A 24,183-nucleotide genomic window follows, 5' to 3' on the forward strand; every position below is an offset into this window, starting at 1 on the left:
GTGAGGCGACCAGCGTGGGCCAGCGTCCGATGACCGGCATCGTCAATTTATGGGATTTGGCGATCCGATCCCGCGCAGCCCTGATCGGCGGCGCGTCCGGCCGGCTCAGCCGCGCCGGGAGGAGCGGCGAAGCGGACCGCCCAGCGCCGGCCGCGACGACCGGGCCGGTTCGCGCGACCCCTGCGCGGTGGGCCAGAGCAGAACGCCGCAGCGGCAGGCCGGAAACGCGAGCAGCGCCGAGAGGTCGGGGTCGGCGCGGTGCCGGTGCAGCCCGGTGCGTAGCAGAAACCACCGCAGCGGCCGCCACGGCGCCCGTGTCCCCATCTCGCCCCCCTCCACCGATCACCCGGCCGGATCGGGGCGCGGGCGACCGTCGCGACACTCGGCGTCAGGGTACTGCGCTCCCGACCCGGGGCGCAGTACGGCGGTGCGCGCCCCGGGCGAGGGCCGGCCCGATGCGGGTCCGATTCAGTGGCAGGTGCCGCTGCCGGTGTCGGTGAACGGGGTGGCCGGGTCGGCCACGAAGCTCCAGTCGTACGCACCTTCCTTCAGGGTGACCTGGAGAACGCCGAAGATCTTGTTCTTGCGGACCAGGCTGTTCGGGGCCACTGTCCCGAAGCCCTGGGAGTCCCGGCCGCCGGTGCCGGTGATGATCTGGCGGATGCCCGTCGCATCGTCGCGCCCCGCGGCGGCGTTCTGCGGGGCGAACCGCTCGTAGCTGTGCGCGTGCCCGGCCAGCAGCAGATCGACCCCGCGGGCGTACATCACGTCGACCAGCGGCTGGATGTCCGCGCTGTGGAAGCTGTTGGACGACCAGCGCGGTCGGTGGGTCATCACGATCGTGCAGGCCGCCGGGCTGCTCGCCAGGTCCTGGTCGAGCCACTGGTACTGCGGCGAGCCGACCGCGCAGCCCGTGCCCCCGTTGAGCCGGGTGCATTCCGAATTGATCACCGCGAGGTGCCAGCCGGCCACGTCGAGGCTGTAGTAGCCCTCGCAGTTGCTCGTGCAGCCCGGCTGTCGCGGGGTGGCCGCGGCGCCGAAGTAGGTGAAGTAGCCGCGCGCGCCGGAGGTCCCGTACTCGTGGTTGCCGACCGCGGGGTGGGTGATGTTCTTGAACCGCCCCCAGCTGCCCTCGTAGCTGACCTGGAACTCCGCCAGGGCACCGCTGTTGTACTGCAGGTCGCCGGCGGCCAGCACCCGGGCCGGCGCCATCGCCAGGATCAGGTCCGAGGTCGCCCGCATGTGGCATTTGTCCGCGGTGCCTGCCCCGCCGTTGTACCCGGCCTCGGTCGTGCCACAGGCGACGTCGCCACCGAACGCGATCACGGTGCCGCCGCCTCCGGGTGGGGTCGTGGTGGTGGGCGGGACGGACGTCGTGGTGGCCGGCGGCGCCGTGGTGGTGGGCGGGGCGGTCGTGGTGGTGGGCGCCGTGCCGGTCTCGAGCACCAGCTGCGGCCGTTGCTCGGCGACGGGGTTCTCCCGGCTGGGCAGGCTCTTGCTGGTGCTGCTGGCCGTGTCGATCGCGAACGCCACCGGGCCGTTGCCGGTCACCCGGGACGTCACATCGAAGGAGATGAACGTGTTCGCCGCCAGCGGGGCGCCCGAGGAGATCGGCGAGCTGCTCGGGGGCCGGTTGTCGAAGGTCAGCCCGGTCTCGGTCCAGCTGGTGTCGGCGACCGAGGCGGCGTTGATCGGCGTGGTCGTGGAGACCGGCAGCCAGACCTTCAACGTCGCCTTGGTGGGGGGCGCGGCCAGGCCCTGCACGTCGAACATGAGATAGGCGATGCTCACCGGGGAGCCATCGATCCGCAGCGTGGTGGCGGTCCCGAAGTTCGCGGTCGGCTGGTCGGCCCGCACGTACGCGTCGGCCACCGGGCCGAGGGTGGTGACCGCGGCCAGCGCCGGCGGGGCCGAGACCAGCGCCGACACCGAGCCGAACAGGAGCGCCGTGGCGACGGCCACGGCGATGCGGATGCGCATCATCCCGGCCGCCCCTAGTCGCCTTCGAGAATCCGGTCGATGTCGTCCTGCGCGGGCACCCGCGCGGCGAGCCCCTCCTCGACGAGGCGCTTCGCGGTGGCGAAGTCCCGTGTGCGGCAGGCCGCGGCGGCCCGGGCGAACTGCTCCAACCCGGCCCGGGACGGTCCGGTCAGCCGCGGATCCGGAGCCGGCCGGTACCGGAGCAGACCGGCCGTCAGCTCGCCCAGCCGCCGGCAGTTCTCCATCGCATCCGGGGCGGCCGGATCCAGCCGCTGCACCGTCAGCAGCGCATTGTTGAGATCGATCTGCAGCCTCTCCTGATCGTTGAGCCACCGCTGGACCGCCGGGTTCGTCCCCGGGACCGGCGGCGGATCGGGCAGTGGCGGGGGGCCGGGCTGGGATGCCGCCGGGACGGTCCCCAGCACGGTGATCCCGATCAGCACCACCGCGGGCACGACGACCGCGGCGATCCACCTCAGCCGCCGGCGCCCGGTCGCCCCCGGCGCGGGGCCGGCCGATCTGCGGTCACGGTCTGCGTCTGCACCATCCATCGCACTGCCCTCCCATCGTCCCCGCACGCCGGCTAGCGGCAGGTTCCGGAGCCCGCGTCGCGCACGGCGCCGTCGGGTTCGGCCAGGAAGCTCCACTCGTAGCCGTCGGGCGCCAGCACGAGCCGCAGCACCCCGGCGAGCCGGGCGATCCGCACCTCGCTGCCCGCGACCACGTCGTGGAAGGAGCGGAAGCTGTGCCCACCCGTTCCCACCACGAACTGCCGGACGCCCTGCTGCGGGTCGACGGCCCCATCCGGCCCGAGCGGGGCGAACCGCTCGTAGTCGTGGTCGTGCGCGGTCAGCACCAGGTCCGCGCCCCCCGCGTGGACCGCCTTCCACAGGGCGTCCATCGAGCGGCTGTTGCCGTGCACCCCCGAGGAGAAGCGGGGATCGTGCCAGTACACGAGCGTGCACCGGGCCGGGTGCGCGGCCAGGTCGGCGCGCAACCACCGCTCCTGTGGGCTGCCCTCCTGACAGCCGCCGACCCGGTCGCATTCGCTGTTGAGCGCCACGGCGTGCCAGGCCCCGAGGTCGTAGCTGTAGTACCCGGTCGTCACCGAACCGGCCGCCGCGCCGAAGTAGTCGAAATACCCGTCGGCGTCGCTGGCGTCGTACTCGTGGTTGCCCGGGACCGGGTAGGTCACGCTCTTGAACCGGCCCCACATGCGGTCGTAGCCGTTGCGGTAGTCGTCGAGGCTGCCATTGGGGTACTGGTTGTCCCCCAGCGCGAGCACCGCGTCCGGCTGCATCGACCCGAGCAGCTCGGCGGTGAAGGCGTCCTTGCAGACGTTGGCCGACCCTTCCCTGCCCCTGGCGCGTGGGCTGCAGGCGATGTCCCCCGCCGCGCCGACGATCACCTCCTGCGCGGATCGGGCGGGCTTGACGCCGAGGTAGTGGGCCGGAGCCGGCACCGGCACCGAGGTCACGACCGGCCGCGACGGCGCGGACGGCTGCTGCGGCGCGGACGGCTGCTGCGGCGCGGACCGCGCCGGGTTCCCGGTGCAACCCGCCAGAACCATCGCGAGCGCCAGGGCGGCCACCGGCAGCACCAGCCGGATGCCGGGACCGGACCGGCGGAGGAGGCGCATCCCGCTCAGCCCCCTCCGCGTACCCGGCGGGCGATCCGGATGCCCACCGCCACCAGGAACATGGTCCCGAGCAGCGCGAACGCCACGACGGCGTACGGGTTGGCCCTGGTCGTCTCGGCGAACCGGCTGGAGTCCAGCGCCCGGTCGCCCGCGGCCGAGGCGGCGGACCCGGTGAGGTCGGCGAGCACCTCGACGTACCGGGGGCCGAAGTTCACGCTCGGCTCCACGTGGGTGGCCTCGCCGAACTCGTTCCAGCTGATCAGCCCCAGCGCGTCCGGCGAGGAGGCCACCGCGGCCGAGTACGATTCGCGCAAGGTCGCGCCGTCGCGCCGGTCGACGACCGAGGTGCCGCCGACGCGCCGCGCGTCGAAACCGGGGGCGAACGGGGCCACCCACAGCCCGTCGTGGCGGTGCACCGCCTCGCCCATCTCGCGCAGCTTCGCCGCGTGGCCCGGATGTTCCCGCGGATCCACCGACGACCAGTAGTAGGCGTTTCCGGCGACCAGGTCGGCCAGCCGCTGATAGCCCTCCACGTCCCGCTCCGAGGCCAGCACCGACAGCCCACCGCGGACCGCGTCGGTCACCCGGGCCACCTCCGGCGGGGAGTAGCGCCAGGTGCCCGACCAGATCACCACCGGGCTGCCGAGGAGCCCGAAGACCGGGTCGTCGCCATACCGCTGCCGGAACGCCGTGAGATCGGCCTGCACCCGCTCCACCGGCAACGGCTCCCGCCGGGCATCCAGCGCCTCGTAGATCACCGCCAGTGAGAAGGACTCGGCGCGAGCCAGCTCCACGAGCTGCGCGAGCCGGCGGTCGAGGGCCTCGGTGCCCTTCCAGCTGACGATGAACCCGGTCAGGCCGGCCGCCGCGGCCAGCCGGATGTGCCGGCGCATCACGTCGGCGTCGTCGCTGGAGTACCGCCCGAGGCTCGGGAAGTCGTGCAGCGGCCGGTCCCAGGTCGAGGGGTTGAACCAGATGTAGTAGTAGGCGAAGACCGGAACCGCGGGCCGCGCCCCGGGGGCCACGGACGTCGGCGGGGGCTGACCGCGCGGCGGGTCCGGCTCACCGGACACGGACAGGATCAGCGCGAGGAGGGTGGTCACGAGCAGACCGGCGGGCTTCATCCGCCACCCCCGGACGATCCGCGACGCCGTGCGCGCCACCACCGTAGGGCGAACAGCCCGACCAGGAACAGCGCGCCGCATCCCCCGGCGAGCGCGAGATCGGGCCGGCTGAGCACGGCCAGGTCGAGGTACAGGCTGCGGGACAGGGCGAGCTCGCGCGGCGGGGAGTAGCCGGCGCCGATCGGCTGGACCTCGTAGGTGCCGCGGGCCAGTCCCGCCACCGAGACCTCGCCCTGCAGTCCGGTCGGTAGCTCCACCGCTCGTCCGTCGGGATAGGTCAGGCGGACCGTCGCGGGCAGGGGTCTGCCCAGCAGCCGGTCCTGCACCCGGAAGGTGACCGAGTGCAGCCGAACCACGATGGCGAGGTCCTGGACCTGGTTGGGCCGGAACCGCTGTTCGCCGCTGGTCACCGCGTTGGTGCCGTCGATCAGCACACTCTGGATCGCGTAGCTGGTCTCGGTGGCCACCACGGGGCCCTGGCCGGACGACGGGCGGATGGCGGTCAGCCGCATCGTGCCGCTCCCGGCGAGCTCCTCCAGATGCCCGGTGTCGCTGCGCAGCGTCATCCCGGTCACCCGCGCCAGATCGACGGGCCGATGCGCCTGGTCCACGAACCGGTAGGTGACCAGCCGGCTGACCCGGAAGGCCGCCTGGAGCCGGACGCTCCTGGTGACCCGCAACGTCGGCAGGACCGGGTCGTAGCCGGAGTGTCGCACGGAGCTGCCACGCCACCGGACGAACTCCGCCCTCCCGTCCGGCCCGTCGACGGTGGGGGTGAGCAGCTCCAGCCGGTGCAGCTCGGACGAGCCGGGCAGGCGCAGCCGGGCGACCCCCCGGCCGTCGGTCGTCATCGGGGTGCCGTTGATGGCGAACCGGGCGGCGGGCACCGGGGGCACGGTGGCGATCTCCACGGTCACCACCGGCGGGGCCGGCGCGGCCAGCGCGTCCCCCGGCAGCACCACCAGCGCGAGCATCGCGAGGACGGCCGCCGCACACCACCGGGTCGCCCTCATCGCAGCGGCTCCGGCTCGGGTCGCCGCGGGCGCCCCCGCACGACGGTGTTCAAGCCGGCCACCGCGATCAGCAGGGCCATGCCGTAGGTCAGGTAGACCACCGCGGTGGGGGCCGTCCGAGCGACGGGACGCTCCCGCGACAGCAGCTGCGGGGGACGTGGCCCGGCGGCGAAGTCGAACGCACCCATCAGGCCGGGCGAGCGGGCGTCCCGCTCGCCGAGGGCCGGCAGGCCCCAGTTGTCCTCGATGAACCGCAGGACGGCGGTGTGATCCAGCTGGGTGTGGTCGATCGCGCCGCGCCGCGAGTAGGCGCTCAGCAGCAGCGCGGGCACCCGGAAGCCGTAACCGTCCAGGCCCTCCTGCGGCGGTGGTACGTGGTCGTACCACCCGCCCCAGGCGTCGTAGGTCCACATGAACGCCGAGGAGGACCAGTAGGGGCTCTGGGCGAGCGCGCCGGCCATCCGGCGCACCAGCCGCTGCCCGGCCTTCACCCGCCCCGGCGTGGACTCGCTCGAGGTGAGCGAGACCACGTAGGCCACCGCCGGGAGGGTGCCGTTCTCCAGGTCCCGGTAGTACTCACCGAGCTCGACGACGCGCCCGGCCAGCTCCGGGTCATCGACGAACCGGGCGAACCCCAGCAACGGCACCTTGAGCGGTTGGGCGGGACGGGCCTGCGGAGTCCGCCACGTCGCACCGGGGTGGTAGTTCTCGACGTAGAACTTCCACGACACGCCCGCGGCCTGCAGCCGGTCGAAGATCGTCGGGATGTCGCCGTACCCGTCCGGCGGGATGCTCGCCCCGGTCCCGGGCGGCGGCACACCGGCCACCCAGTAGAAGTGGTTGGCCCGGCTCCCGGCCCGCGCGGAGCTGAAGTAGTTGTCGAACAGGGTGAACTCGCGGGCGACGTTCCAGTAGTAGGGAAGCTCCTGGTCGTCGTAGTAGCCCATGGCCGAGGTGCCGTCGCGGCCCCGGTGGCGGTGCGCGGCCACGAACCCGTTCATCCGTCCGTTGTCGTACTGCTGGCGATGGATGTCGAGGCCGTGTTCGAGCTGTTCGGGCGGGTTGTCGGCGAGCCGGAACGGCTGGACGCAGCCCTCGGCCGGGACCTGGGTGTTCAGTGGCATGCACACGTCCGGGGGGATCCCGTTCGCACCCGGGTAGGTGCCGAAGTAGTTGTCGAAGGTGTGACCGGACTGCATGAGCACGACGAAGTGTTCGACCGGTGTGCGGGCGGTGCCCTCAGCGGGGACCACCGGCCCGGTGGGCTGGACCGGCGCGAGCCGGGCCGGCGGCCCGGGCTCGATACCGGGGGCGGCGATCAGGGGCAGCGCCACCAGCAGCGCCGCCACCGCCGCCGCCCGCAGCCGCCTCACGGCCGGACCTGGTAGACGATGATGACCGGCTTGCTGACGACGGTGCCGTCGGCGGACTCGACGTCGATCGTCTCGGTGTGCAGCACCACCCCGCGGTACTTCTGGACGTAGCGCAGCAGCCGTTCGGAGAAGAACGGGGAGCGGGCGGCGGTGTAGGCGTCCCAGACGATGTAGGGCAGATCTCCCTCACGCAGTTGTCGGTCCGGGTTCTCCACCGGCTGGTAGGACGGGTTACGGCGGGCCGGGTTGGGGCTCACCGACAGCCCGAAGGCCGGGCGGTGCCCGTAGAAACGCACCACGTTCGCCATCGACGGCCCCAGGGTGAGCAGCCGGCTGCCGGCGGGCAGGTTGGCGTCGATCCACTCGCCGGCCTCCCGGCCGGCCGGCAGTCCCCCGGATCCGGCCAGGAATGTCGTGGTCGGCTGGGGGTTCACCCGACCCCAGGCCGGGACCAGCAGCGCGAACATCACCGCGCCGGTCACGGCGGCCCGGATCGCGCGCACCGCCCGCGGGGACCGCACCCGCCCGACCGGCAGCTCGACGAGCATCCGGGCGGCCAGCACCGCCACGACGGGCACGATCACCAACAGGTAGTGATAGCCCTTGACCGGCCAGATCTCGAAGTAGACCACCGGAATCGCCGCCCAGCAGATCAGCAGCAGCTCCCGCCAGGTCAGCCGCCGCCGTGTCCACCAGAGCGCGGCGACGGCGAGCACCACGACCGGCAGGGTGATCGCGAACGGAACCGTCTGGAGGTAGAACAACAGGTCGTGGTTCGCCGGCCGGAACAACTGCCAGCCCAGATAGCTCTGCCCGGTGCTCGTCCGCCCCGAGAAGCGCAGCGACACCGGCAGCGCCGCCGCGATGACCGTCGCCAGCCCCAGCGCGATGACCGCGTCGCGCCGCCGGATCCGCACCCCCTGGGAGAGCACGAAGAACACGAACAGCCCGCCGACCAGCAGAATCGCCGTCTCCTTCGTGAGGAACGCCAGGCCGAGGCCGATCCCGGCGGCGGCGAGCCAGCGGCCGTCGCCCTCCTGGCAGTACCGGGCCACGAAGTACAGGGCGAGGACGGCGAACAAGAGCATCGGAGCATCGAGGAGTACCTGCCGGCTCACGTCGATGTGGTACGGCATCAGCGCCACGATCGCGGCCGCGGTCAGTCCCACCCGCCTGCCGTAGAGCAGCTGGCCCAGCAGATGCACCAGCCCGATCGTGGCCACCCCGAACGCGACGACCAGGACCCGGCCGACGACGTCGTCCACCCCGCCGAGGTAACACAGCGACAAGATCGTCTGGAACAGCAGCGGATGCGCCCGGAACACCGGGAACAGCTCGGAGAGCTCGGGATCCCCGACGATGCCTGCGGCCTGCCCCGCATACACGGCCTCGTCACTGTTGAACCCGACGGCACCGATCTGCCACAGCCGCAGCGATGCGCCGGCGACGAGCACGAGGGCCAGCGGGAGGTGGTGGCGCGTCCGCGGGTGCCGCGCCAGCCACAACGCCGGACGGGGTGGGGTACGGGGGTCGGGCGCGCGTCCCCGATCCGGGACCGCGATCCCCGACCGGCCGGCCGGTGTCGACCACGCGCCCCATAAACCAGCCGCCGTCCGCCGCGCCGGGTCGCGACAGGACGGCCGAAGTATGCTCCCCGTCACCCCGGCCTCGAACCGGTGAGCGGCCGCCGGTTCCGGACCGGCGGCACCAGCAGCTCGGGAATCCGGTCCGCCCAGGTGAAGTCCGGGGTCGACAGCCACCGGCAGCGCCAGCAGGCCACCGCAGCGGCGAGGATCTGCCGCTCCTTGCGGCGCAGCTCCTCGTGGTCATCGGCACCGAGCACGATCGCGGGCGCGAACTGGGCGAACGGCGGGAACCGGTAGGCGTCCTCGGTGTTGGCCAGCAGCGTGGTCACGGCCTCCGGAGCGGCCAGCTCACCCTCGTCGCGCGGTCCGCGCTCGATGACGAACAGCTCCGAGACCGGCGTACCGGCCACGATCTCGCAGGGCAGTAGCCGGTCCACCGCGTACTTCGGCGGCGGCACGAGGCGCTGGGTGAGCGCGTTGATTCCCATGATCGGGACGTTGCGCCGGCTCAGCTGGATCGCCAGCGACCGGCCCTCGCGGGAATGCAGCAGGCTCTGCACCCGCAGCCGGCGCCACTCCCGCGCGGTCAGCTCGTCCGGTGCGACCGCGCGCAGCGTGTGGTGGCTGATGGTGAGCGGTTTGGGGAAGCACCCCACCCGCCCGTCCGGGTGCAGCACGGTCATGTCGTCGGCGAGGAACTTCGCGCCGTGCTCGCGCAGCAGGCGCAGCACCGTGCCGGTCTTGCCGGTGTCGGTCCGGGCCGAGATCAGCAGGCCGGTGCCGTCGAGTTGGATACATGCCGCGTGCAGCAGCATCGCGCCCTTCGACACCGCGACGAACCGCAGCAACGCCTCGAGGACGTTGGTGTAGACCACGTGCGGGGAGCGGGCCAGCGGCGGCGCGACCACGACCTCGATCGGGGTGCCGAGTCGCACGCTGAAGTTGGCGGCGAGCCTGCCCAGGTGCTCCTGGTAGCAGACCGCCGGGGGGGCGGCCAGCTGGGTCATCGCCGCGCGCCGGTGCAGGGTCCGGTCACCGACGGCGCCCAGCCGCACCTGGATCTCGGTGTCGTTGCCCAGCGACTGCACCCGGAAGTACTCCAGCTCCGGCAACCGGACCTGGGACCCGATCGTGGCGACGCCCGGGATCGCGTAGCGGTACGGCAGGTAGCGCGCCGCCGGGTGGCCCGACCGGGACGGGGCGAACGACCGGGTGGGGGCCGGCTGGCCCGCGCCGGTGGGCGGCACCTCCACGATCACCCGCATCGGCTCCCGGGGGCGGGTCGGCCCGCCGGCGACCGGCCCGGTGCCGTAGATCGCGGCGTCGACGACGACGAAGCGCACGAGGAACATCAGGACGAGCGTCACCAGGTTCGCGATCAGCACACCCACCCCGAACGCCTCCACGAGCAGCGCCAGCAGCGGGAGCCGCAGGAGCAGGGCAAGGTTGTTGACCAGGAAGAAACGGATCCCGCGCGACCGGCGACGGCCCGGTTTCGAACCTCGGAACACGATCGACTCGGCGAGCAGGAACAACCAGGCCGTCGACAGCTGCGTCGCGAGTCCGGCGGCGAGGAGGTAGTGCAGCCCGAGCACCTGCTGGTGCAGCAGCCACAGCGCGACGGTGTTCACCACCAGCCCGGACAACCCGACCAGCCCGAACAGGAACATCCGCAGCAGCCAGTGCCAGGGTGAGGTCCGCACCGACCGGTCGACCTGGGCGGTGAACAGGCCCAGCCGCAGCCGCGCGAGGTGATGCAGGAAGTGCAGCCCCTCGCGCAGGGAGGCCTTGCTCTCCCCGGCGTTGCGAGGCGACATCGCGAAGGGCACCTCGGCCAGCCGCAGCCCCGGTCGCCGCACCAGGATCTCCATGAGGATCTTGAAGCCGGTGGGGTGCAGGTCGTCGAGGTCGATCGCGCCGAGCCGCACCGCGAACAGCCCGCTCATCGGGTCGGTCGGCTGGGCCAGCCGGGCCGGGAAGACCACCTTCGCCACCGTTGTCGCCGCACCGGAGACCGCGTGCCGGGCTCCGCTGCCCAGCCCCGAGGCGTCCCCGGTGCCGACGTAGCGGCTCGCGACCACCAGGTCCAGGTTCCGTGACCGGCCGATCTCGGCGAGCCGGCACGCGAGCTCCGGGGGGTGCTGAAGGTCGCCGTCCATGACGACGACCCATTCGCCCCCGGCCCGCCGCATCCCGGTCAGCACGGCCCCGCCCAACCCACCGGTTCGCTCGCCCGGCGACCGGTGCACCAGGTGGATCCGGGCCGGGCTGGACGTCGCGTATGCCGTGATGCGCGCCGGGGTGTCGTCGTCGCTGTCGTCGACGAAGATCACCTCGATGGCCGGGTCACGCGCTGCGACCAGCAACCGGTCGAGCAGCATGGCGATGTTGTCGCCCTCGTGCCGGGTGGGGATGACCACGCTGACCCGCACCGCGGTGTGCTGGTTCGGGTGGGCGGACCGGCCATTGCCGGTCGTACGGAACCGCGCCTGCTGATCCATACCACTTCCCGAGGTGAGCAACCGCCGTCGTCCGGCTGAACGACACCTGAACTCCTCGTGTCAGGCTGGCCCCCGGGTGGGAGGGCGCTCATCGTCAGAAATGACGAAAGCCATCTCTGGGTGCCGAACGAGAATCGCGTCCGGCGGTAACACGGCCGCCCCGCGAAGCGAACACCATCCACAGGGCCGGGCACAGTCCTCCCACCAGCCGAGGGAGCTACGGGATGGGACAGCACGATCGTGCGGTGGCAGCATTGAGGCGCCTTCGGGGTGGTCTCGCTGGACAGGCTCGCGATCTGATCGGCGTGTACCTGATCGGCCTGGGCCTGGTCGGGCTCACCCTGCTGGTGACCACGAACGGGGTCATCCCGCAGGATGACGCGCTGGATCTGCTGATCCTCGGCACGGTCGGGCTCGGCTCGGCCGCCGCCCTGCTCGGTGACGTCTCCGGGCGGTTTCTGGCCGACCTGCGGCCGAGCTGGATCGCCGCGGCACTCGCCCTGTACACCCTGGTCGTCGTTCCCAACACCACGCTCTGGCCCGATCCGCACGATGGCGCCGCGACCGTGGTCCTCGCGTCCCGGATGACCGCCTTCATCGCGATGCTGATCCTGCTGCTGGTCGCGGTGCGGCCGCCGGTGTGGGCCGGGCACTGGGCGGCGTGGCTCACCGCGGCGGCCGGGGTACTGGTCTCGATCGGGGCCGCGCACGGCGCGGTCGCCGCCCCCGGGGTGTTCACCGCGCTCACCCGGCCCGCGGTGCTGACCGTCGTGGTGATCGTCGCCTGGGCCGCCACCAGCACCTGGCTCATGGTCGACGGGTTGCGCCGCCGGGACCCGACCGTGTGGTGGATGAGCCTGGGCCTGCTGATGGTCGCGCTGGCGCACGTCTATCGGGTCCTCGCCGGCATCGAGCACTTCGAACCCGATCTGGTGTTCGGCGCGATCCGGCTGATCGGCATGTTGACCGTGCTCGTCGGCACCCTCCAGGTGGTCCGCGGCGAGGTCGACGCGGCCCGCGGCGAGCAGGAGGAGCTACAGGAGGAGCTGCGGGTCGCGGCCACCCACATGCAGCGGGCGAGCGCCTGGGTCGCCGAGCGCGACCACGAGCTGCGCAACGGGCTGGCCGGGCTGGCCGGGATCACCCAGCTGCTCAGCACCGGACCCGGGGACACCGAGCGCGAACACCTGCGCTCCGCGGTGCTGCGCGAGCTCTCCCGACTGGCCGCGATCGTGGAGGACGACCGGACCGTCCTCGCCGCACCCGTCCCGGACCACCGGGGATACGAGGTGACCCCGGTGCTGACCAACCTCGTGCGGCTGCGCCGGGCGGCCGGTGCGCGCATCGAGCTGGACAGCCCGCCCGGGCTGCGGACCACCGGATCACCCGACGTGCTCACCCAGGTGATCGGCAACCTGTTGAGCAACAGTGCCCGGCACGCCCCCGGCGCCGCGGTCCGGATCCGCACCCTCCCGGCGGGCGGGCGGATTCAGATCGAGGTCTCCGACGACGGCCCGGGGATCGCCCCGGGCCAGGAGCGGCTGGTGCTCGATCGCGGGGTCCGCGGCGCAACGAGCGACGGCCACGGCCTCGGGCTGTTCGTCAGCCGGGAGCTGCTGGACCGGGTCGGCGGCAGCCTGCGGATGCTGGCGCGGGGAGGCCTCGGTGGCTGCACGGCGATCGTCGAGCTGCCGTGGGCGCCACCGGCGGTGCCGCACCGCCGGGTCCCGACGTCCGGCCGGCCCCGGCGCCGTACCGGGCAGGCGGCACGGCGGATCGGTATGCCGAACGGAACCCAGCTCAGCGGGCAACGATCCCAGTGAACGCACCCGGACGCCCCGTGCTCGTCGTGGACGATCACGAGCTGGTGCGGGAGGCGCTGGTCGCCGGCCTGCACGCACACCGGATCGCCGCCCTCGGCTGCGGGCAGACCACGGTGGACGGCATCGCGCGCGAGGCCGCCGCCCACCCGGCGGGACTGGTGCTGCTCGACCTCGAGCTCGGCCGGGGTCCGCGCGGCACCCCGCTCAACGGCGTCGACGCGATCGCGACGCTGCGGGCCGCGGGCTGGAGCGTTCTCGTGGTCAGCGCCGGCAGACGGCCGCCGCAGATCGCGGCCGCGATCGCCGCCGGGGCGATCGGCCTGGTCCCGAAGTCCGCCTCGTTCACCACCCTGTTCCAGACGGTGCGGCGGGCCTTGGCCGGGCTGCCGGTCATGACCGAGCAGGAGCGCCAGGGCTGGCTGGAGCTCGACCGCAGACAGCGGGCCGAGGCCGAGCGGCGGGCGGTGCTGCTCGCCCGGCTGACCACCCGCGAGCGGCTGGTGCTGGAGAGGCTGGCCGAGGGGCACCGGGCGGCCGAGATCGCCGCGGAGTTCGTGGTCTCGGTCACCACGGTGCGCAGCCAGATCCGGTCCATCCTGGTCAAGCTGGAGGTCAGCTCGCAGCTCGGCGCGGTGGCCCTGCTCAACGCCGAGTCCGAGGGTTAGCGGCGGGCTCAGTCCCCGTCGTTGTCGTCGGCCTCCTGGCCGGTCACCGCGAAGTCGCGGTCGAGGTTGACCTCGACGTGGCGGCCGTCGGGCGTGCGGATCTCCACGCCGTAGGCCGCTGCGTCGTCACCGGTCTCGGTCTCGGTCACGGTGCCGCCGCCGGTGTGCGCGAGCGCGGCCTTGGTCGCCCGCTCCAGGTCGCTGCCGGTCAGTGGGACATCCGGGGTCTCCGGCCCGTCGGTGTCCTGCGCCGCGGCCACGCTCACGGCCGCTGCCCCGGGGGTGGCGCCGGGCAGCGCCGCGGCGGCCCCGGCGCCGACCGCGACCGCCGCGGCCGCGGCCAGCGCCGCGCCGCCGATCCAGATCAGCTTGCGCACGGTGGTTCCTTTCCGTGGGTTCCCTCGATGGTGCCCCAGGGGCACTGAACGCCCGCTGAACGCCGACGGCCTCAGCTCCGGTCGGCGAACGATCTCGGTGACGCCTGCGCCGGCGAGGGCGGGAAGGTCAGCCGCAGCCGGGCACCCCCGTCCGGGCTGTCGGCGATCTCGAGGCTGCCGCCGTGGGCGGTGACCAGCTCGCTCACGATGGCCAGCCCGAGCCCGCTGCCCCCGGCGTCGCGGGCCCGCGCGTCGTCGAGCCGGACGAACCGCTCCAGCACCCGCTCACGTTCGCCGGGCGGGATTCCCGGCCCGTCGTCGTCGACGGTGAGGACCACCCCGGCGGAGGTCTCGGCGAGGGTGAAGACGATCCGGGACCGGGCGTGCCGGGCGGCGTTGTCCGCCAGGTTGGCCAGCACCCGACGCAGCCCGTCGGGGTCGCCGCTGACCTGGCCCGCCGACACCCCGGAGGTGTCCACCCGCAGGCCGCCGGCCTCGCGCAGCCGCCGGGCCTCGGCGAACACCAGGTCGTCGAGATCGAGCGGGACGGTCCGCAGCTGCAGGAGGTGCTCGTCCATCCGGGCCAGCAGCAGCAGGTCCTCGACGAGGTGCTGGACCCGCAGGTCCTCCTCGAGGACGGTGCGGGCGAGCTCGGGCACACTGGTGCGGCCCGGGTGGGCCAGCGCGACCTCGGCGGACTGGCGGATCGCCGCGACCGGGGAGCGAAGCTCGTGCGAGGCGTCGGAGGCGAACCGTCGCTGCCGCTGCTGGGCGCGTTCCAGCCGGTCGAGCATCCGGTTCATGGTGCGCGACAGCCGGGCGATCTCGTCGCTGCCCGCCGGTTCGGGAACCCGCCGGTGCAGGGCGGTCGAGGAGATCTCGTCGACCTCCCTGCGGATCGACTCCACCGGTCGCAGCGCGCGGCCGACCAGGACCCAGGTCAGCACCGCGACGATGAGCAGCAGGATCGGCAACCCGATCATGAGCAGGTCCGCGACGAACCGGAGCGCGTCGTCGCGCGAGTCGACGGTGCGCGCGACGATCACGACCTCACCGTCCATCCGGTGCGCCACGACGAGCAGCGGCTCGGCGTCGACCGGACCGACGATCTCGACCGGATCCTCCGGCGCCGGCCACACGACCGGCGGCCGGCCCGCGGCGTTCGGGCTGGCCGCCAGCACCCGCCCATCCGGGGCGACGAGCTGGGCCACGTCGTCCTCGAGATCGCCCACCGCCAGGACCGGCCGCGACGGGCTGGTGTGCAGCGTCGTGGCGATCTGCATCGCCCGGCTCTGGGCGGCGGCGGCGAGTTCGTCGGTCAGCAGCCCGCGCAGCACGGTGAGCAGCAGCATCGCCCCGGCCGATGTGGCCAGCGCGACGACGACGACGGCGGCGAGGGTGGTGCGCAGCCGGACCGAGCGCGGCCCCACCCGCAGCCGGCGGCGGGTCTCAGTCACCATCGAGCTCGATCCGGTAGCCCGCGCCGCGCACGGTCCGGATGGTGTCCCGGTGAAACGGCCGGTCGAGCTTGTTGCGCAGATGCCGGATGTAGACCTCGACGATGTTGGGATCACCCTCGAAGTCATCCCCCCACACGTGGTCGAGGACCTGCCGTTTGGACACCACCTGGCCACGGTGGCGCATCAGGAACTCCAGCAGCGCCAGTTCCCGTGCGGTCAGCGCCACCACGGTCGATCCCCGCCAGACCTGCTTGGTCGCGGGATCCAGCCGCAGGTCACCCGCCTCCAGCACGGCGGGCCGCTCGGGCACCCCGCGGCGCAGCAGCGAGCGCAACCGGGCCAGCAGCACCGCGTAGGAGAACGGCTTGGTCAGGTAGTCGTCGGCGCCGATGTCCAGCGCGCCGACCTCGTCGCGCTCGTCGTCGCGCGCGGTGAGCACCAGAACGGGGGTCCAGATCCGCGCCGCGCGCAGCTCCCGGCACACCGTGTGACCGTCCAGGCCGGGCAGCATCAGGTCCAGCACGATCACGTCGTAGGAGCGTTCGCGGGCCAGCCACAGCCCGTCGATCCCGTCCGCCGCCACGTCGACGGTGAAGCCCTCGGCCTCCAGCCCGGACCGCAGCCCGGCGGCCATCGCCTTCTCGTCCTCGACCACCAGGAGTCGCATCGGTCCTCCCGAGAGCCACGCGGGTGGTGCGGCCAAGGATCGATCCTGGCGTGGCGAATGGCTAGGGGGCGGCGGTGGTCCACCGGTCGAAGACCCGCCCCTGCTGGTCGACGGCCCGCAGCTCGAGGCGGTCGTCGAACGCGGCGAGCTCGACGAAGTGGTAGACCGAGGCGGACGCGGCGGTGAACGGCTCGCGACCCGTCGGGCGCAGCGTGGCCGCGCCGCCGGAGACCACGTAGACGATCCCGTCCTGGGGAATGCTGCGCTGGTAGTCGTGGTCGTGCCCGGCGAGCACGAGGTCCACCCCGAAGCGTTCGAACAGCGGCACCAGCAGCCGCCGGGAGGGCTGGTGGCTGCCGTGGCGCCCGGCGGAGCGCGGCGGATGGTGCTGGGCCACCACGGTCCACCGCACCCCGTCGGCGGCCGCGGCGGCCAGGGTGCGCTCCAGCCAGGCGAGCTGTTCGGGGTCCTCGACCCGGGTGGAGTCGAGCATGATCAACTCAACCGGGCCGATCCGGACGTGGTACCAGCGGTCGGGCATGCCCAGCGCCGCGAGCTGAGGCTCGCCGTCGTCGGTGCGTACGTCGTGGTTGCCGAGCACGGCCAGCAGGTCGGTACCGCCGTCCAGGACCGGGCCGAACGGCTCGAAGACCGCCGACTGGACCGCCGCCACGTCGCCGTCGGGGTAGATGTTGTCGCCGAGCAGGAGCACCGCGTCGAACTCGCCGGACTCCTCCAGGCGATCCATCGCGGCCCCGGTGGCCCGTGCCGCGGCGCCGCCGGTCCCGACGTCGCCGGCGACCGCCAGCCGCACCGCCGGCCGGGTGTTCCACCCCGGGTAGGGCTCGCCGGCCGCCGGGGGGTCCGCCCGGGGGTCCGGCGCGCTCGTCCAGGGCCAGGCGGGCGGCCAGCCCCGGACCAGCTGCACGCCCACCGCCGCAAGCACCAGAGCCAGCACCACGAGGACGAGCGCCCGGCGCCGTCCGCTGACCATCCCTCGAATGTAGGAGACCGGACCTGAAGCCGCGCTGAATCGCCGCCCCGGGTCGGCGCGCGATCGCTCAGCTGCGCTCCAGCAGCTCCTCCAGAGCCAGGTTCATCGCGTCGGCGAGCACGTCCACATCGGGCATCGCGTCCCGGTCGGCATTGAGCCCGTAGCAGACCCGCCCGTCGTACGACGTGATCCCGATGGCCACCGCCTGTCCCTTGGCCAGCGGCACCACCGGGTAGAGATCCTCCATCCGCGCGCCCATGGCGTAGAGCGGCCGGGGCGGACCGGGAACGTGGGTGACCAGCACGTTGAACAGCCGGCTCGACAGCTCGTTGGTCAGTCGCGCGCCCAGGTTGTGCAGCGCCGGGGTGACGAGTCCGGCCAGGCCGACCAGCGCCGTCGGCCCCGCGGCCCGGCCGCCGCGCTTCGCCGCGTCCATCTCCTCGGCGATGCGGCGCAACCGGGCCACGGGATCGGGCTCGCCGACGGGCAGGTCCACGAAGTAGGCCGAGATCTGGTTGCCGCCGGCGGACCCGCTGCGCGCGCGCGTGCTGACCGGAACCATCGCCCGCACCGTCGTGCCCGCGACCAGCGGCTCGCCACGGGTGCTCAGCCAGCGCCGCAGCCCACCGGTGACGACGGCGAGGACGACGTCGTTGACGGTGCCGCAATGGGCCTTGCGGACGGCTCGATGATCGACCAGCGCCGTCCGCGCCATCCCGAAGCGGCGCTGCTCGCCGATCGGCCGGTTCAGCGGCGCCAGCGGGCCTCCGCGCGCGGCCTGGCCGACGGCGTCGACGAACCCGCCCACCACCCGCCCGGCCCCGGCCACCGCCGCCTTGAGGTCCGCTCCGGCCCTGGCGACGGCGTCGAGCGCGCCGCGCGGCCTGCTCAGGATCTCCAGCACCGCCACCGCGGCGAGCTCCATCCCGGATGGCTCGGGCCCGGGCCGCCACTCGTCCGCCGGGGTCTGCCGGGGCTGTGGAGTCGGGTCGAGCAGCACCGCACCGATGTCCATCGACGCCAGCCCGTCGACCATCGCGTGATGCGTCTTGGTGATCACCGCGAGGCGGTCGCCGACGAGCCCCTCCACGAGGTAGATCTCCCACAGCGGGCGGGATCGGTCGAGCTGGCGGGAGAGTACCCGGCCCGCGAGCTCGCGCAGGGCCTCGTCGGTGCCCGGTGCGGGCAGTGCGGAGCGGCGAAGGTGGAAGCTCAGGTCGAACGCCGGGTCGTCCACCCAGACCGGCGGTCCGAGCCAGCCCGGCACCTCGCGCACCTTCTGGCGGTAGCGAGGGACCAGCCCCAGGCGGTTCCCGATGAGCTCGCTGAAGGCGTCGATGTCGAATCGCCCGCCACCGTCCGGCGGCAGGAACGTCATCACCCCGCCCACGTGCATCGCCGTGGTGGGCTGTTCCATGTACAGAAATGATGCATCCAGCGGCGACAGCCGGTCCCGCACCATCATGGGATCCCCTGATCTACCAACCGCACAACGGGAAGCCCGACCGGCCGTCCGCCCCGAGCTTCACCCCGAGCATCTGGTGGAGCTGGATGTTGTCGCGTTCGAAGCCCAGCCGGCTGGCCGCCATGTACAGCCGCCAGACCCGGGCCCGAGCCACGCCGACCTCGGCCACCGCAGCCTCCCAGTTCTCCTCCAGGTTGGCACCCCAGGCCGCCAGTGTGCGGGCATAGTGCTCGCGCAGGTTCTCCTCGTGGCGAATCTCAAATCCGGCGTTGTTCATCTCCGTGATCAGCTGCCCGACCGGTTCCAGCTGGCCGTCGGGGAAGACGTAGCGGCCGATGAACGGGTCGACCCTGCGCTGCCGCAACGTCCGCGGATGGGTGATGCAGTGGTTGAGCAGCCGCCCCTCCGGGCGCAGCCTGCCGCACAGGAACCGGAAGTACGAGCTCAGCTGCTCCCGGCCGATGTGCTCGGTGAGCCCGATCGAGCTGACGGCGTCGAACCCGGACTCGGCGACGTCCCGGTAGTCCAGGTGCCGGACCTCGGCGAGCCGGTCCAGCCCGCGTCGTTCGATCTCGGCCTGCGCCCATTCGGCCTGGCTCCGCGACAGGGTCACACCCAGCGCGTGCACCCCGTGCTCCGCGGCGGCGTGCATGACCATGCCGCCCCACCCGCATCCGACGTCGAGCAGCCGCATGCCCGGCGCCAGCGCAAGCTTCTGGGCGATGAGCTCGTGCTTGGCGGCCTGCGCCTCCTCCAGCGTCGATCCGGCCGTCGGGTAGCGCGCGCAGGTGTAGGTCATCGACGGTCCGAGCACGTACTCGTAGAAGGTGTTGGACACGTCGTAGTGATGGGCGATGGCCTGGCTGTCGCGCGACTTGGAGTGCCGTCGTCCCCGCGGGCGCGCCTCCAAATCGGGCGGCGCAGGCCGGTACCGCAGCCACATCGGCAGCATCTGCGCGGCCACCCGCAGCTGTTCGGACGGCTTGATCGAGTTCAGCGTGACGTCGGCCAGCGCGTCGAGAGCGGCGTAGATGTCCCCCTCGACCTCGATCTCACCGGTCACATACGCACGGGCCAGTCCCAGCGTCCCCGGCGCGGAGGCCAGCCTGGCCAGCGCGCGCGGCGACTCGATGCGCAGTACCACCTCGGCGTCGTCGGGTCCGGTCTTACTCCCGTCGTACGCGACGACCCGGATCGGGAGGTTCGCCCCGATCACGGTCCCGATGAGGTCCGCCACCCGTCGTCTCATCCAGTCCCCACCACCTTTTCGTAGAGATCCGGCAGCCGTCCCGCAGGGTCGTAACGGCTCTTGATCGCGTGGTACACATCGCCGTTGTAGTGCCGCCAGAACTCGTGCTGCGCGTAGTGGACCGTCGAGTAGAGCGACTTGTGTCCACCCAGTTCCGCGACGAGCTCCTCGATCAGCCGGTTGTGCGCATCGGGTCGCCCTGGCACCTCGGGCACCGTCGACCAGAACCCCACATTGACGTAGAGCCGGCCGGGCTGCATCGGGTACAGCGGCCAGCTGCGCTGCCCACGCAGCCGGATCGGGCACAGCCACACCGGGGAGATGCCGATCTCGCGGTGGAACACGTCGAGGAAGGCCGGCAGCCGCTCGACCGGGATCTCGACATCCTGGATCACCGGTTCCTGCGCCGGTGCGGCGGTGACGCGGCGGATCCGCTCGCTGAACCCGGTCCGGCGATCCAGGGCGACGAGCCTGCGGTAGATGTCGGAACGGCGATAGCGGCGCGGCCACAGCCTGCGGACCAGCGGATTCTGGACGCCGAACGCACGCGAGCACCAGAACCAGTCGGTGTCCCAGCGCCAGATGTAGTCACGCACCCGCAGATGATCGACCGGGCGGGACTGCACCGAGCGGTAGAAGATCTCGCGGCCCGTGTAGTCGGACACCCGGGCCCCGGCCGCGGGTGCGTCGACGAACTCCCCGATCGTCAGGTAGTGCTCGGTAGCGCTGAACACCGTGCCGTCGAGGAAGTCGATCGGGCTGTCGGCGAGCTCGGCCAGCGCCTCGGTGGCGGAGGCGGCGTCCCCGAAGCGGCGATGGGTGAGCTTGACATACGGCGTCACCGGTTGCAGCTCGATCACCAGCCGCAGCGCATAGCCGAGCGTGCCGTAGGAGTTGGGGAACGCGGCGAACAGGTCGGCGTGGTCGCCGTCCGGGGTGGCGGTGACGACCTCACCGGACCCGGTCAGGATGTCCATCTCCAGCACCGACTCGTGCGGCAGCCCGTGGCGGAACGACGTCGACTCGATACCCAGCCCTGCCACCGCCCCGCCGAGGGTGATCGTCTTGAGCTGCGGGACGACGAGCGGCATGAGCCCGTACGCGAGGGTGGCGTCGACGAGGTCGGCGTAGGTCGTCATGCCCTGCACGGTCGCCGTGCGGGCGCTCGCGTCGACGGAGATCACGCTCGACAGTGCACTCGTGTCGAGCAGGTGCGAGTCCGACGCGGCGGTGCCGAACCGGAACAGATTGGACGTTCGTTTGCCCAGTCGCACCGACTGATCGTGCGGGATCGCACGGAATCGACGCACCAGTTCTGCCGCGGCGGCCTCGTGCATGCGCCCGACCTTACCTGTGAGTGCGTAACAGTGTTCGAACACTGTTACGCACTCACGGGTGGTCCCGACCTGCGGCTCACCGACGGACCAGCGCGGCGACGATCTTCGGCACCGCCGCGCCGCCGGTCACCGGGTTGAAGCGCTCGGCGACGGCGGTGAGCTCGCGATGCTCATCGTCGGTCAGTGTGATCTCGGCGGCCGCCGCGTTGCTCTCCATCTGCGCCACGCTCGCGGCTCCGGGGATCGCCACCACGTTCGGGAAGTGGATCAACCAGGCCAACGCGATCTGAGCCGGGGTCACCCCGTGGGTGGCGGCGAGGTCGCGCAGGGCGCCGAGCAGCGGCGCGGCGGCCCTGAGGTTCTCCGGGAGGAACAGCGCGTTGGCCGCCCGCACCCCCTTCGTCGGCGCGTTGGTCGGGCCGTAGCGGGCGGACAGCAGACCCTGTGCCAGCGGGCTGTAGGCGATCACGATGTGTCCGGTGCGCTGCGCCCACGGAAGCATCTCGGCCAGCGGCTCCCGGGACACCAGGCTGAACTGCACCTGGTTCGACAGCACCCGCGCCGCCAGCGCCTCCTCCGCACGTTGCCAGCGCCGCAGCGAATAGTTCGAGACGCCGACGTCGTCGACGATGCCGACCTCGCGCAGCGCCCGCATGCCCCGCATCGCCGTTGTGTCGGGGACGACGGGGTTGGGCTGGTGCATCTGGTAGAGGTCGAGTCGCCGCATGCCGAGCCGCCGGGCACTGGCCACGCCGCGCAGCTGGACGACCGCGGCGGTCGGCAGCAGCGGGAAGATCTTGGAGGCGACGACGACGTCGTCGGTGCCGCCACTGGCCTGCAGCGCGGCGCCGAGAATCCGCTCGCTTCGACCGAATCCGTAGATTTCGGCGGTATCGAACACGGAGACACCGAGTTCACGGGCCCTGGCCACGATCCGGCCCGCCTCACGATCCGCATAGTCGGCGCCGTAGTTCCACTCCCGGGAGCCGAACTGCCAGGTACCGAGGCCGATCACCGAGTACCGCTTCGCCGTATTCATGTCCTGGAGATATCGCATGCGGCCAGTCAACACGCGTTGGCACAACGTCGCAGGTGACGGACGGTTGTGAGTGAGAAACAGTGCCCTGGCACTGTTTCTCACTCACAGGTGTTTACTCAGGGCATGGCATTTCGCTTGAGGCCTCACGAACGCGGGTTCTACCCGCTGTTCACCAGAGCGGCGGAGAACATCGTGGCGGCAGCCGATGAGCTGGCGAAACTCGTCGCCGCCGAGCCCGAGGCACGCTCGGAGTTCGCCGACCGGGTCAAGGACGCCGAACACGCCGGGGACGAGCTGACCCATGAGATCATGGTCAAGCTCAACTCGACGTTCGTCACGCCGTTCGACCGCGAGGACATCTACCGGTTGGCCTCCTCGCTGGACGACGTGATCGATGCCATGGAAGAGGCCGCCGACCGGATCGTCCTCTACCGGCTCGGCACCCTCCCGCCGGGAATCGCCCGCCAGGTCGACGTGCTGCGCCGCGCGGCCATCGCGACCGCCGAGGCGATGCCCGGCCTGGAGAAGATGGCCCAGCTGCGCGAGTACTGGGTGCACGTCAACTCACTCGAGGACGAGGGCGACGACCTCTATCGCAGCCTGCTCGGCGACCTGCTCGTCCCGCAACCGGGCAGCAGCCCGCTCGACGTGCTCACCGTGATCAAGATCAAGGAGATCGTCGAGACCCTGGAAGAGGCCACCGATGCCTTCGAGACGGTCGCCAACACCGTCGAGAGCATCGCGGTCAAGGAGGCGTGAGTGGAGTTCGCCGCGATCATCGTGGTGATCATCGTCGCCTTGGTGTTCGACTACACGAACGGCTTTCACGACGCGGCCAACGCGATCGCGACCTCGGTCTCCACCCGGGCGCTCTCCCCCCGCACCGCGCTGCTGATGGCCGCGGTGCTGAACCTGGTGGGCGCCTTTCTCGGCACCTCGGTCGCCTCCACCGTCGGCGGCGGCATCATCGCACCGCCCGAGGGGCTGTCCGGACTGGTCGTCGTGCTCGCCGCGCTGATCGGAGCGATCATCTGGAACCTCGTCACGTGGTACTTCGGGATGCCCTCGTCGTCCTCGCACGGACTGATCGGCGGACTGGTCGGCGCCGCGCTCGCCTCGGCGGGGACCGTCAAATGGGCCGGCGTGGTGGACAAGGTGATCATCCCGATGGTCATCTCACCGCTCGTCGGGTTCGTCCTCGCGGGGCTCGTGATGATCATCCTGTTGTGGATCTTCCGGCGGGGCCGACCGTCGCGACTGACCCGCGGGTTCCGCCACGCGCAGACGGTCTCCGCCGCGGCGATGGCGCTGGGCCACGGCCTGCAGGACGCCCAGAAGACGATGGGCGTGATCGTGCTCGCGCTGGTCGTCGGCGGCTACCACGAGGGTTTCGCGATTCCCTGGTGGGTCGTCGTACTGGCCGCGGGCGCGCTGTCGTTGGGCACCTATGTGGGCGGCTGGCGCATCATGCGCACGCTCGGCAGGCGGATCATCGATCTCGATCCGCCCCACGGATTCGCCGCCGAGGCCACCGCGTCGACGGTGCTCTACACGACCGCGTTCGTCTTCGCGGCGCCGATCTCCACGACCCAGACGATCACCTCGGCGATCCTCGGCGTCGGTGCGACCAGACGACTGTCGGCCGTGCGCTGGGGGGTCGCCGGCAACATCGTCGTCGCCTGGGTGCTGACGCTCCCGATGGCCGCCCTGTCCGGGGCGGTCGCCTTCTGGATCATCCACGCGCTCGTGGCCTGATCCCGCACCCCGGATCGGGGATCCCGGGACCCGGTCGGGGACCGGCCGGGCCCCGGGCACGCGCCCGGCTCACCCTCGGTCATCGACCGGACACCTCGATGAGGTGAGGCATTCACGTTGGTAGACAAGGCATACC

At 72.2% G+C, this 24,183-nt stretch carries 21 protein-coding genes; 4 read left to right on the plus strand and 17 right to left on the minus strand.

Annotated features, from left to right (window positions below; all coding sequences use genetic code 11):
• Positions 1–105: 105 nt before the first annotated feature.
• The 9 genes from ACFQE5_RS11610 to ACFQE5_RS11650 form a co-directional block, all read right to left on the minus strand.
• Positions 106–324, minus strand: a complete 219-nt coding sequence (locus tag ACFQE5_RS11610; RefSeq protein ID WP_379584870.1) for a hypothetical protein — start codon at positions 322–324, stop codon at positions 106–108.
• 144 nt (positions 325–468) lie between these two features.
• Entirely contained in the window at positions 469–1,983 is a 1,515-nt protein-coding gene (locus tag ACFQE5_RS11615; RefSeq protein WP_379584871.1) for a CBM96 family carbohydrate-binding protein, read from the minus strand.
• An 11-nt stretch (positions 1,984–1,994) separates the two neighbouring features.
• On the minus strand, positions 1,995–2,531 hold the full coding sequence (locus ACFQE5_RS11620) for a hypothetical protein (RefSeq protein ID WP_379584872.1): 537 nt from the start codon (positions 2,529–2,531) through the stop codon (positions 1,995–1,997).
• A gap of 32 nt (positions 2,532–2,563) precedes the next feature.
• Positions 2,564–3,619 carry a metallophosphoesterase family protein gene (locus tag ACFQE5_RS11625; protein WP_379584873.1) on the minus strand — a complete coding sequence of 352 codons (1,056 nt, stop codon included), beginning with the start codon at positions 3,617–3,619 and terminating at the stop codon, positions 2,564–2,566.
• Between the two features lie 5 nt (positions 3,620–3,624).
• Entirely contained in the window at positions 3,625–4,743 is a 1,119-nt protein-coding gene (locus tag ACFQE5_RS11630; RefSeq protein WP_379584874.1) for a hypothetical protein, read from the minus strand.
• Positions 4,740–5,756 (minus strand): hypothetical protein, encoded by a 1,017-nt coding sequence (locus ACFQE5_RS11635; RefSeq protein ID WP_379584875.1) that lies wholly within the window; start codon positions 5,754–5,756, stop codon positions 4,740–4,742. Before ACFQE5_RS11635 ends, ACFQE5_RS11630 begins: the two co-directional genes overlap by 4 nt.
• Positions 5,753–7,129: an alkaline phosphatase family protein gene (locus tag ACFQE5_RS11640; protein WP_379584876.1), complete on the minus strand. Its 1,377-nt coding sequence runs from the start codon at positions 7,127–7,129 to the stop codon at positions 5,753–5,755. The genes ACFQE5_RS11635 and ACFQE5_RS11640 overlap by 4 nt, the downstream gene beginning before the upstream one ends.
• The gene (locus ACFQE5_RS11645; protein WP_379584877.1) at positions 7,126–8,634 is read right to left on the minus strand and encodes an ArnT family glycosyltransferase; all 1,509 of its coding nucleotides are present in this window, start codon (positions 8,632–8,634) and stop codon (positions 7,126–7,128) included. The genes ACFQE5_RS11640 and ACFQE5_RS11645 overlap by 4 nt, the downstream gene beginning before the upstream one ends.
• A 152-nt stretch (positions 8,635–8,786) precedes the next feature.
• Positions 8,787–11,216 (minus strand): glycosyltransferase, encoded by a 2,430-nt coding sequence (locus ACFQE5_RS11650; RefSeq protein WP_379584878.1) that lies wholly within the window; start codon positions 11,214–11,216, stop codon positions 8,787–8,789.
• A 245-nt stretch (positions 11,217–11,461) separates the two neighbouring features.
• On the opposite strand from ACFQE5_RS11650, the gene ACFQE5_RS11655 reads away from it, so the two are divergent.
• A complete protein-coding gene (locus ACFQE5_RS11655) occupies positions 11,462–13,039 on the plus strand; it encodes a sensor histidine kinase (protein ID WP_379584879.1) in 1,578 nt (525 codons plus the stop codon).
• Positions 13,036–13,704, plus strand: coding sequence for a response regulator transcription factor (locus ACFQE5_RS11660; RefSeq protein ID WP_379584880.1), 669 nt, complete (start codon positions 13,036–13,038; stop codon positions 13,702–13,704). Before ACFQE5_RS11655 ends, ACFQE5_RS11660 begins: the two co-directional genes overlap by 4 nt.
• A gap of 8 nt (positions 13,705–13,712) precedes the next feature.
• Here ACFQE5_RS11660 and ACFQE5_RS11665 read toward each other — a convergent pair whose 3' ends face one another.
• The 8 genes from ACFQE5_RS11665 to ACFQE5_RS11700 form a co-directional block, all read right to left on the minus strand.
• Complete coding sequence (locus ACFQE5_RS11665) at positions 13,713–14,081, minus strand: PepSY domain-containing protein (RefSeq protein WP_379584881.1); 369 nt, start codon at positions 14,079–14,081, stop codon at positions 13,713–13,715.
• A 71-nt stretch (positions 14,082–14,152) separates the two neighbouring features.
• Positions 14,153–15,538 carry a sensor histidine kinase gene (locus ACFQE5_RS11670; RefSeq protein WP_379584882.1) on the minus strand — a complete coding sequence of 462 codons (1,386 nt, stop codon included), beginning with the start codon at positions 15,536–15,538 and terminating at the stop codon, positions 14,153–14,155.
• Positions 15,531–16,208 carry a response regulator transcription factor gene (locus ACFQE5_RS11675; protein WP_379584883.1) on the minus strand — a complete coding sequence of 226 codons (678 nt, stop codon included), beginning with the start codon at positions 16,206–16,208 and terminating at the stop codon, positions 15,531–15,533. The genes ACFQE5_RS11670 and ACFQE5_RS11675 overlap by 8 nt, the downstream gene beginning before the upstream one ends.
• A 61-nt stretch (positions 16,209–16,269) precedes the next feature.
• Complete coding sequence (locus ACFQE5_RS11680; protein ID WP_379584884.1) at positions 16,270–17,202, minus strand: metallophosphoesterase family protein; 933 nt, start codon at positions 17,200–17,202, stop codon at positions 16,270–16,272.
• Positions 17,203–17,269: 67 nt separating this feature from the next.
• Complete coding sequence (locus ACFQE5_RS11685; RefSeq protein WP_379584885.1) at positions 17,270–18,667, minus strand: WS/DGAT/MGAT family O-acyltransferase; 1,398 nt, start codon at positions 18,665–18,667, stop codon at positions 17,270–17,272.
• A 13-nt stretch (positions 18,668–18,680) separates the two neighbouring features.
• Entirely contained in the window at positions 18,681–19,916 is a 1,236-nt protein-coding gene (locus tag ACFQE5_RS11690; protein ID WP_379584886.1) for a class I SAM-dependent methyltransferase, read from the minus strand.
• A complete protein-coding gene (locus ACFQE5_RS11695; RefSeq protein WP_379584887.1) occupies positions 19,913–21,253 on the minus strand; it encodes an FAD-binding oxidoreductase in 1,341 nt (446 codons plus the stop codon). Before ACFQE5_RS11695 ends, ACFQE5_RS11690 begins: the two co-directional genes overlap by 4 nt.
• A 76-nt stretch (positions 21,254–21,329) precedes the next feature.
• Positions 21,330–22,292, minus strand: a complete 963-nt coding sequence (locus ACFQE5_RS11700) for an aldo/keto reductase (protein ID WP_379584888.1) — start codon at positions 22,290–22,292, stop codon at positions 21,330–21,332.
• 123 nt (positions 22,293–22,415) lie between these two features.
• On the opposite strand from ACFQE5_RS11700, the gene ACFQE5_RS11705 reads away from it, so the two are divergent.
• Together ACFQE5_RS11705 and ACFQE5_RS11710 are read left to right on the plus strand one after the other, a co-directional pair.
• Positions 22,416–23,051 (plus strand): DUF47 domain-containing protein, encoded by a 636-nt coding sequence (locus ACFQE5_RS11705; protein ID WP_379584889.1) that lies wholly within the window; start codon positions 22,416–22,418, stop codon positions 23,049–23,051.
• Positions 23,052–24,047 (plus strand): inorganic phosphate transporter, encoded by a 996-nt coding sequence (locus ACFQE5_RS11710; RefSeq protein ID WP_379584890.1) that lies wholly within the window; start codon positions 23,052–23,054, stop codon positions 24,045–24,047.
• Positions 24,048–24,183: the final 136 nt, after the last annotated feature.

Origin of the sequence: Pseudonocardia hispaniensis (assembly GCF_042658695.1) — a bacterium.
Lineage (GTDB): Bacteria > Actinomycetota > Actinomycetes > Mycobacteriales > Pseudonocardiaceae > Pseudonocardia > Pseudonocardia hispaniensis.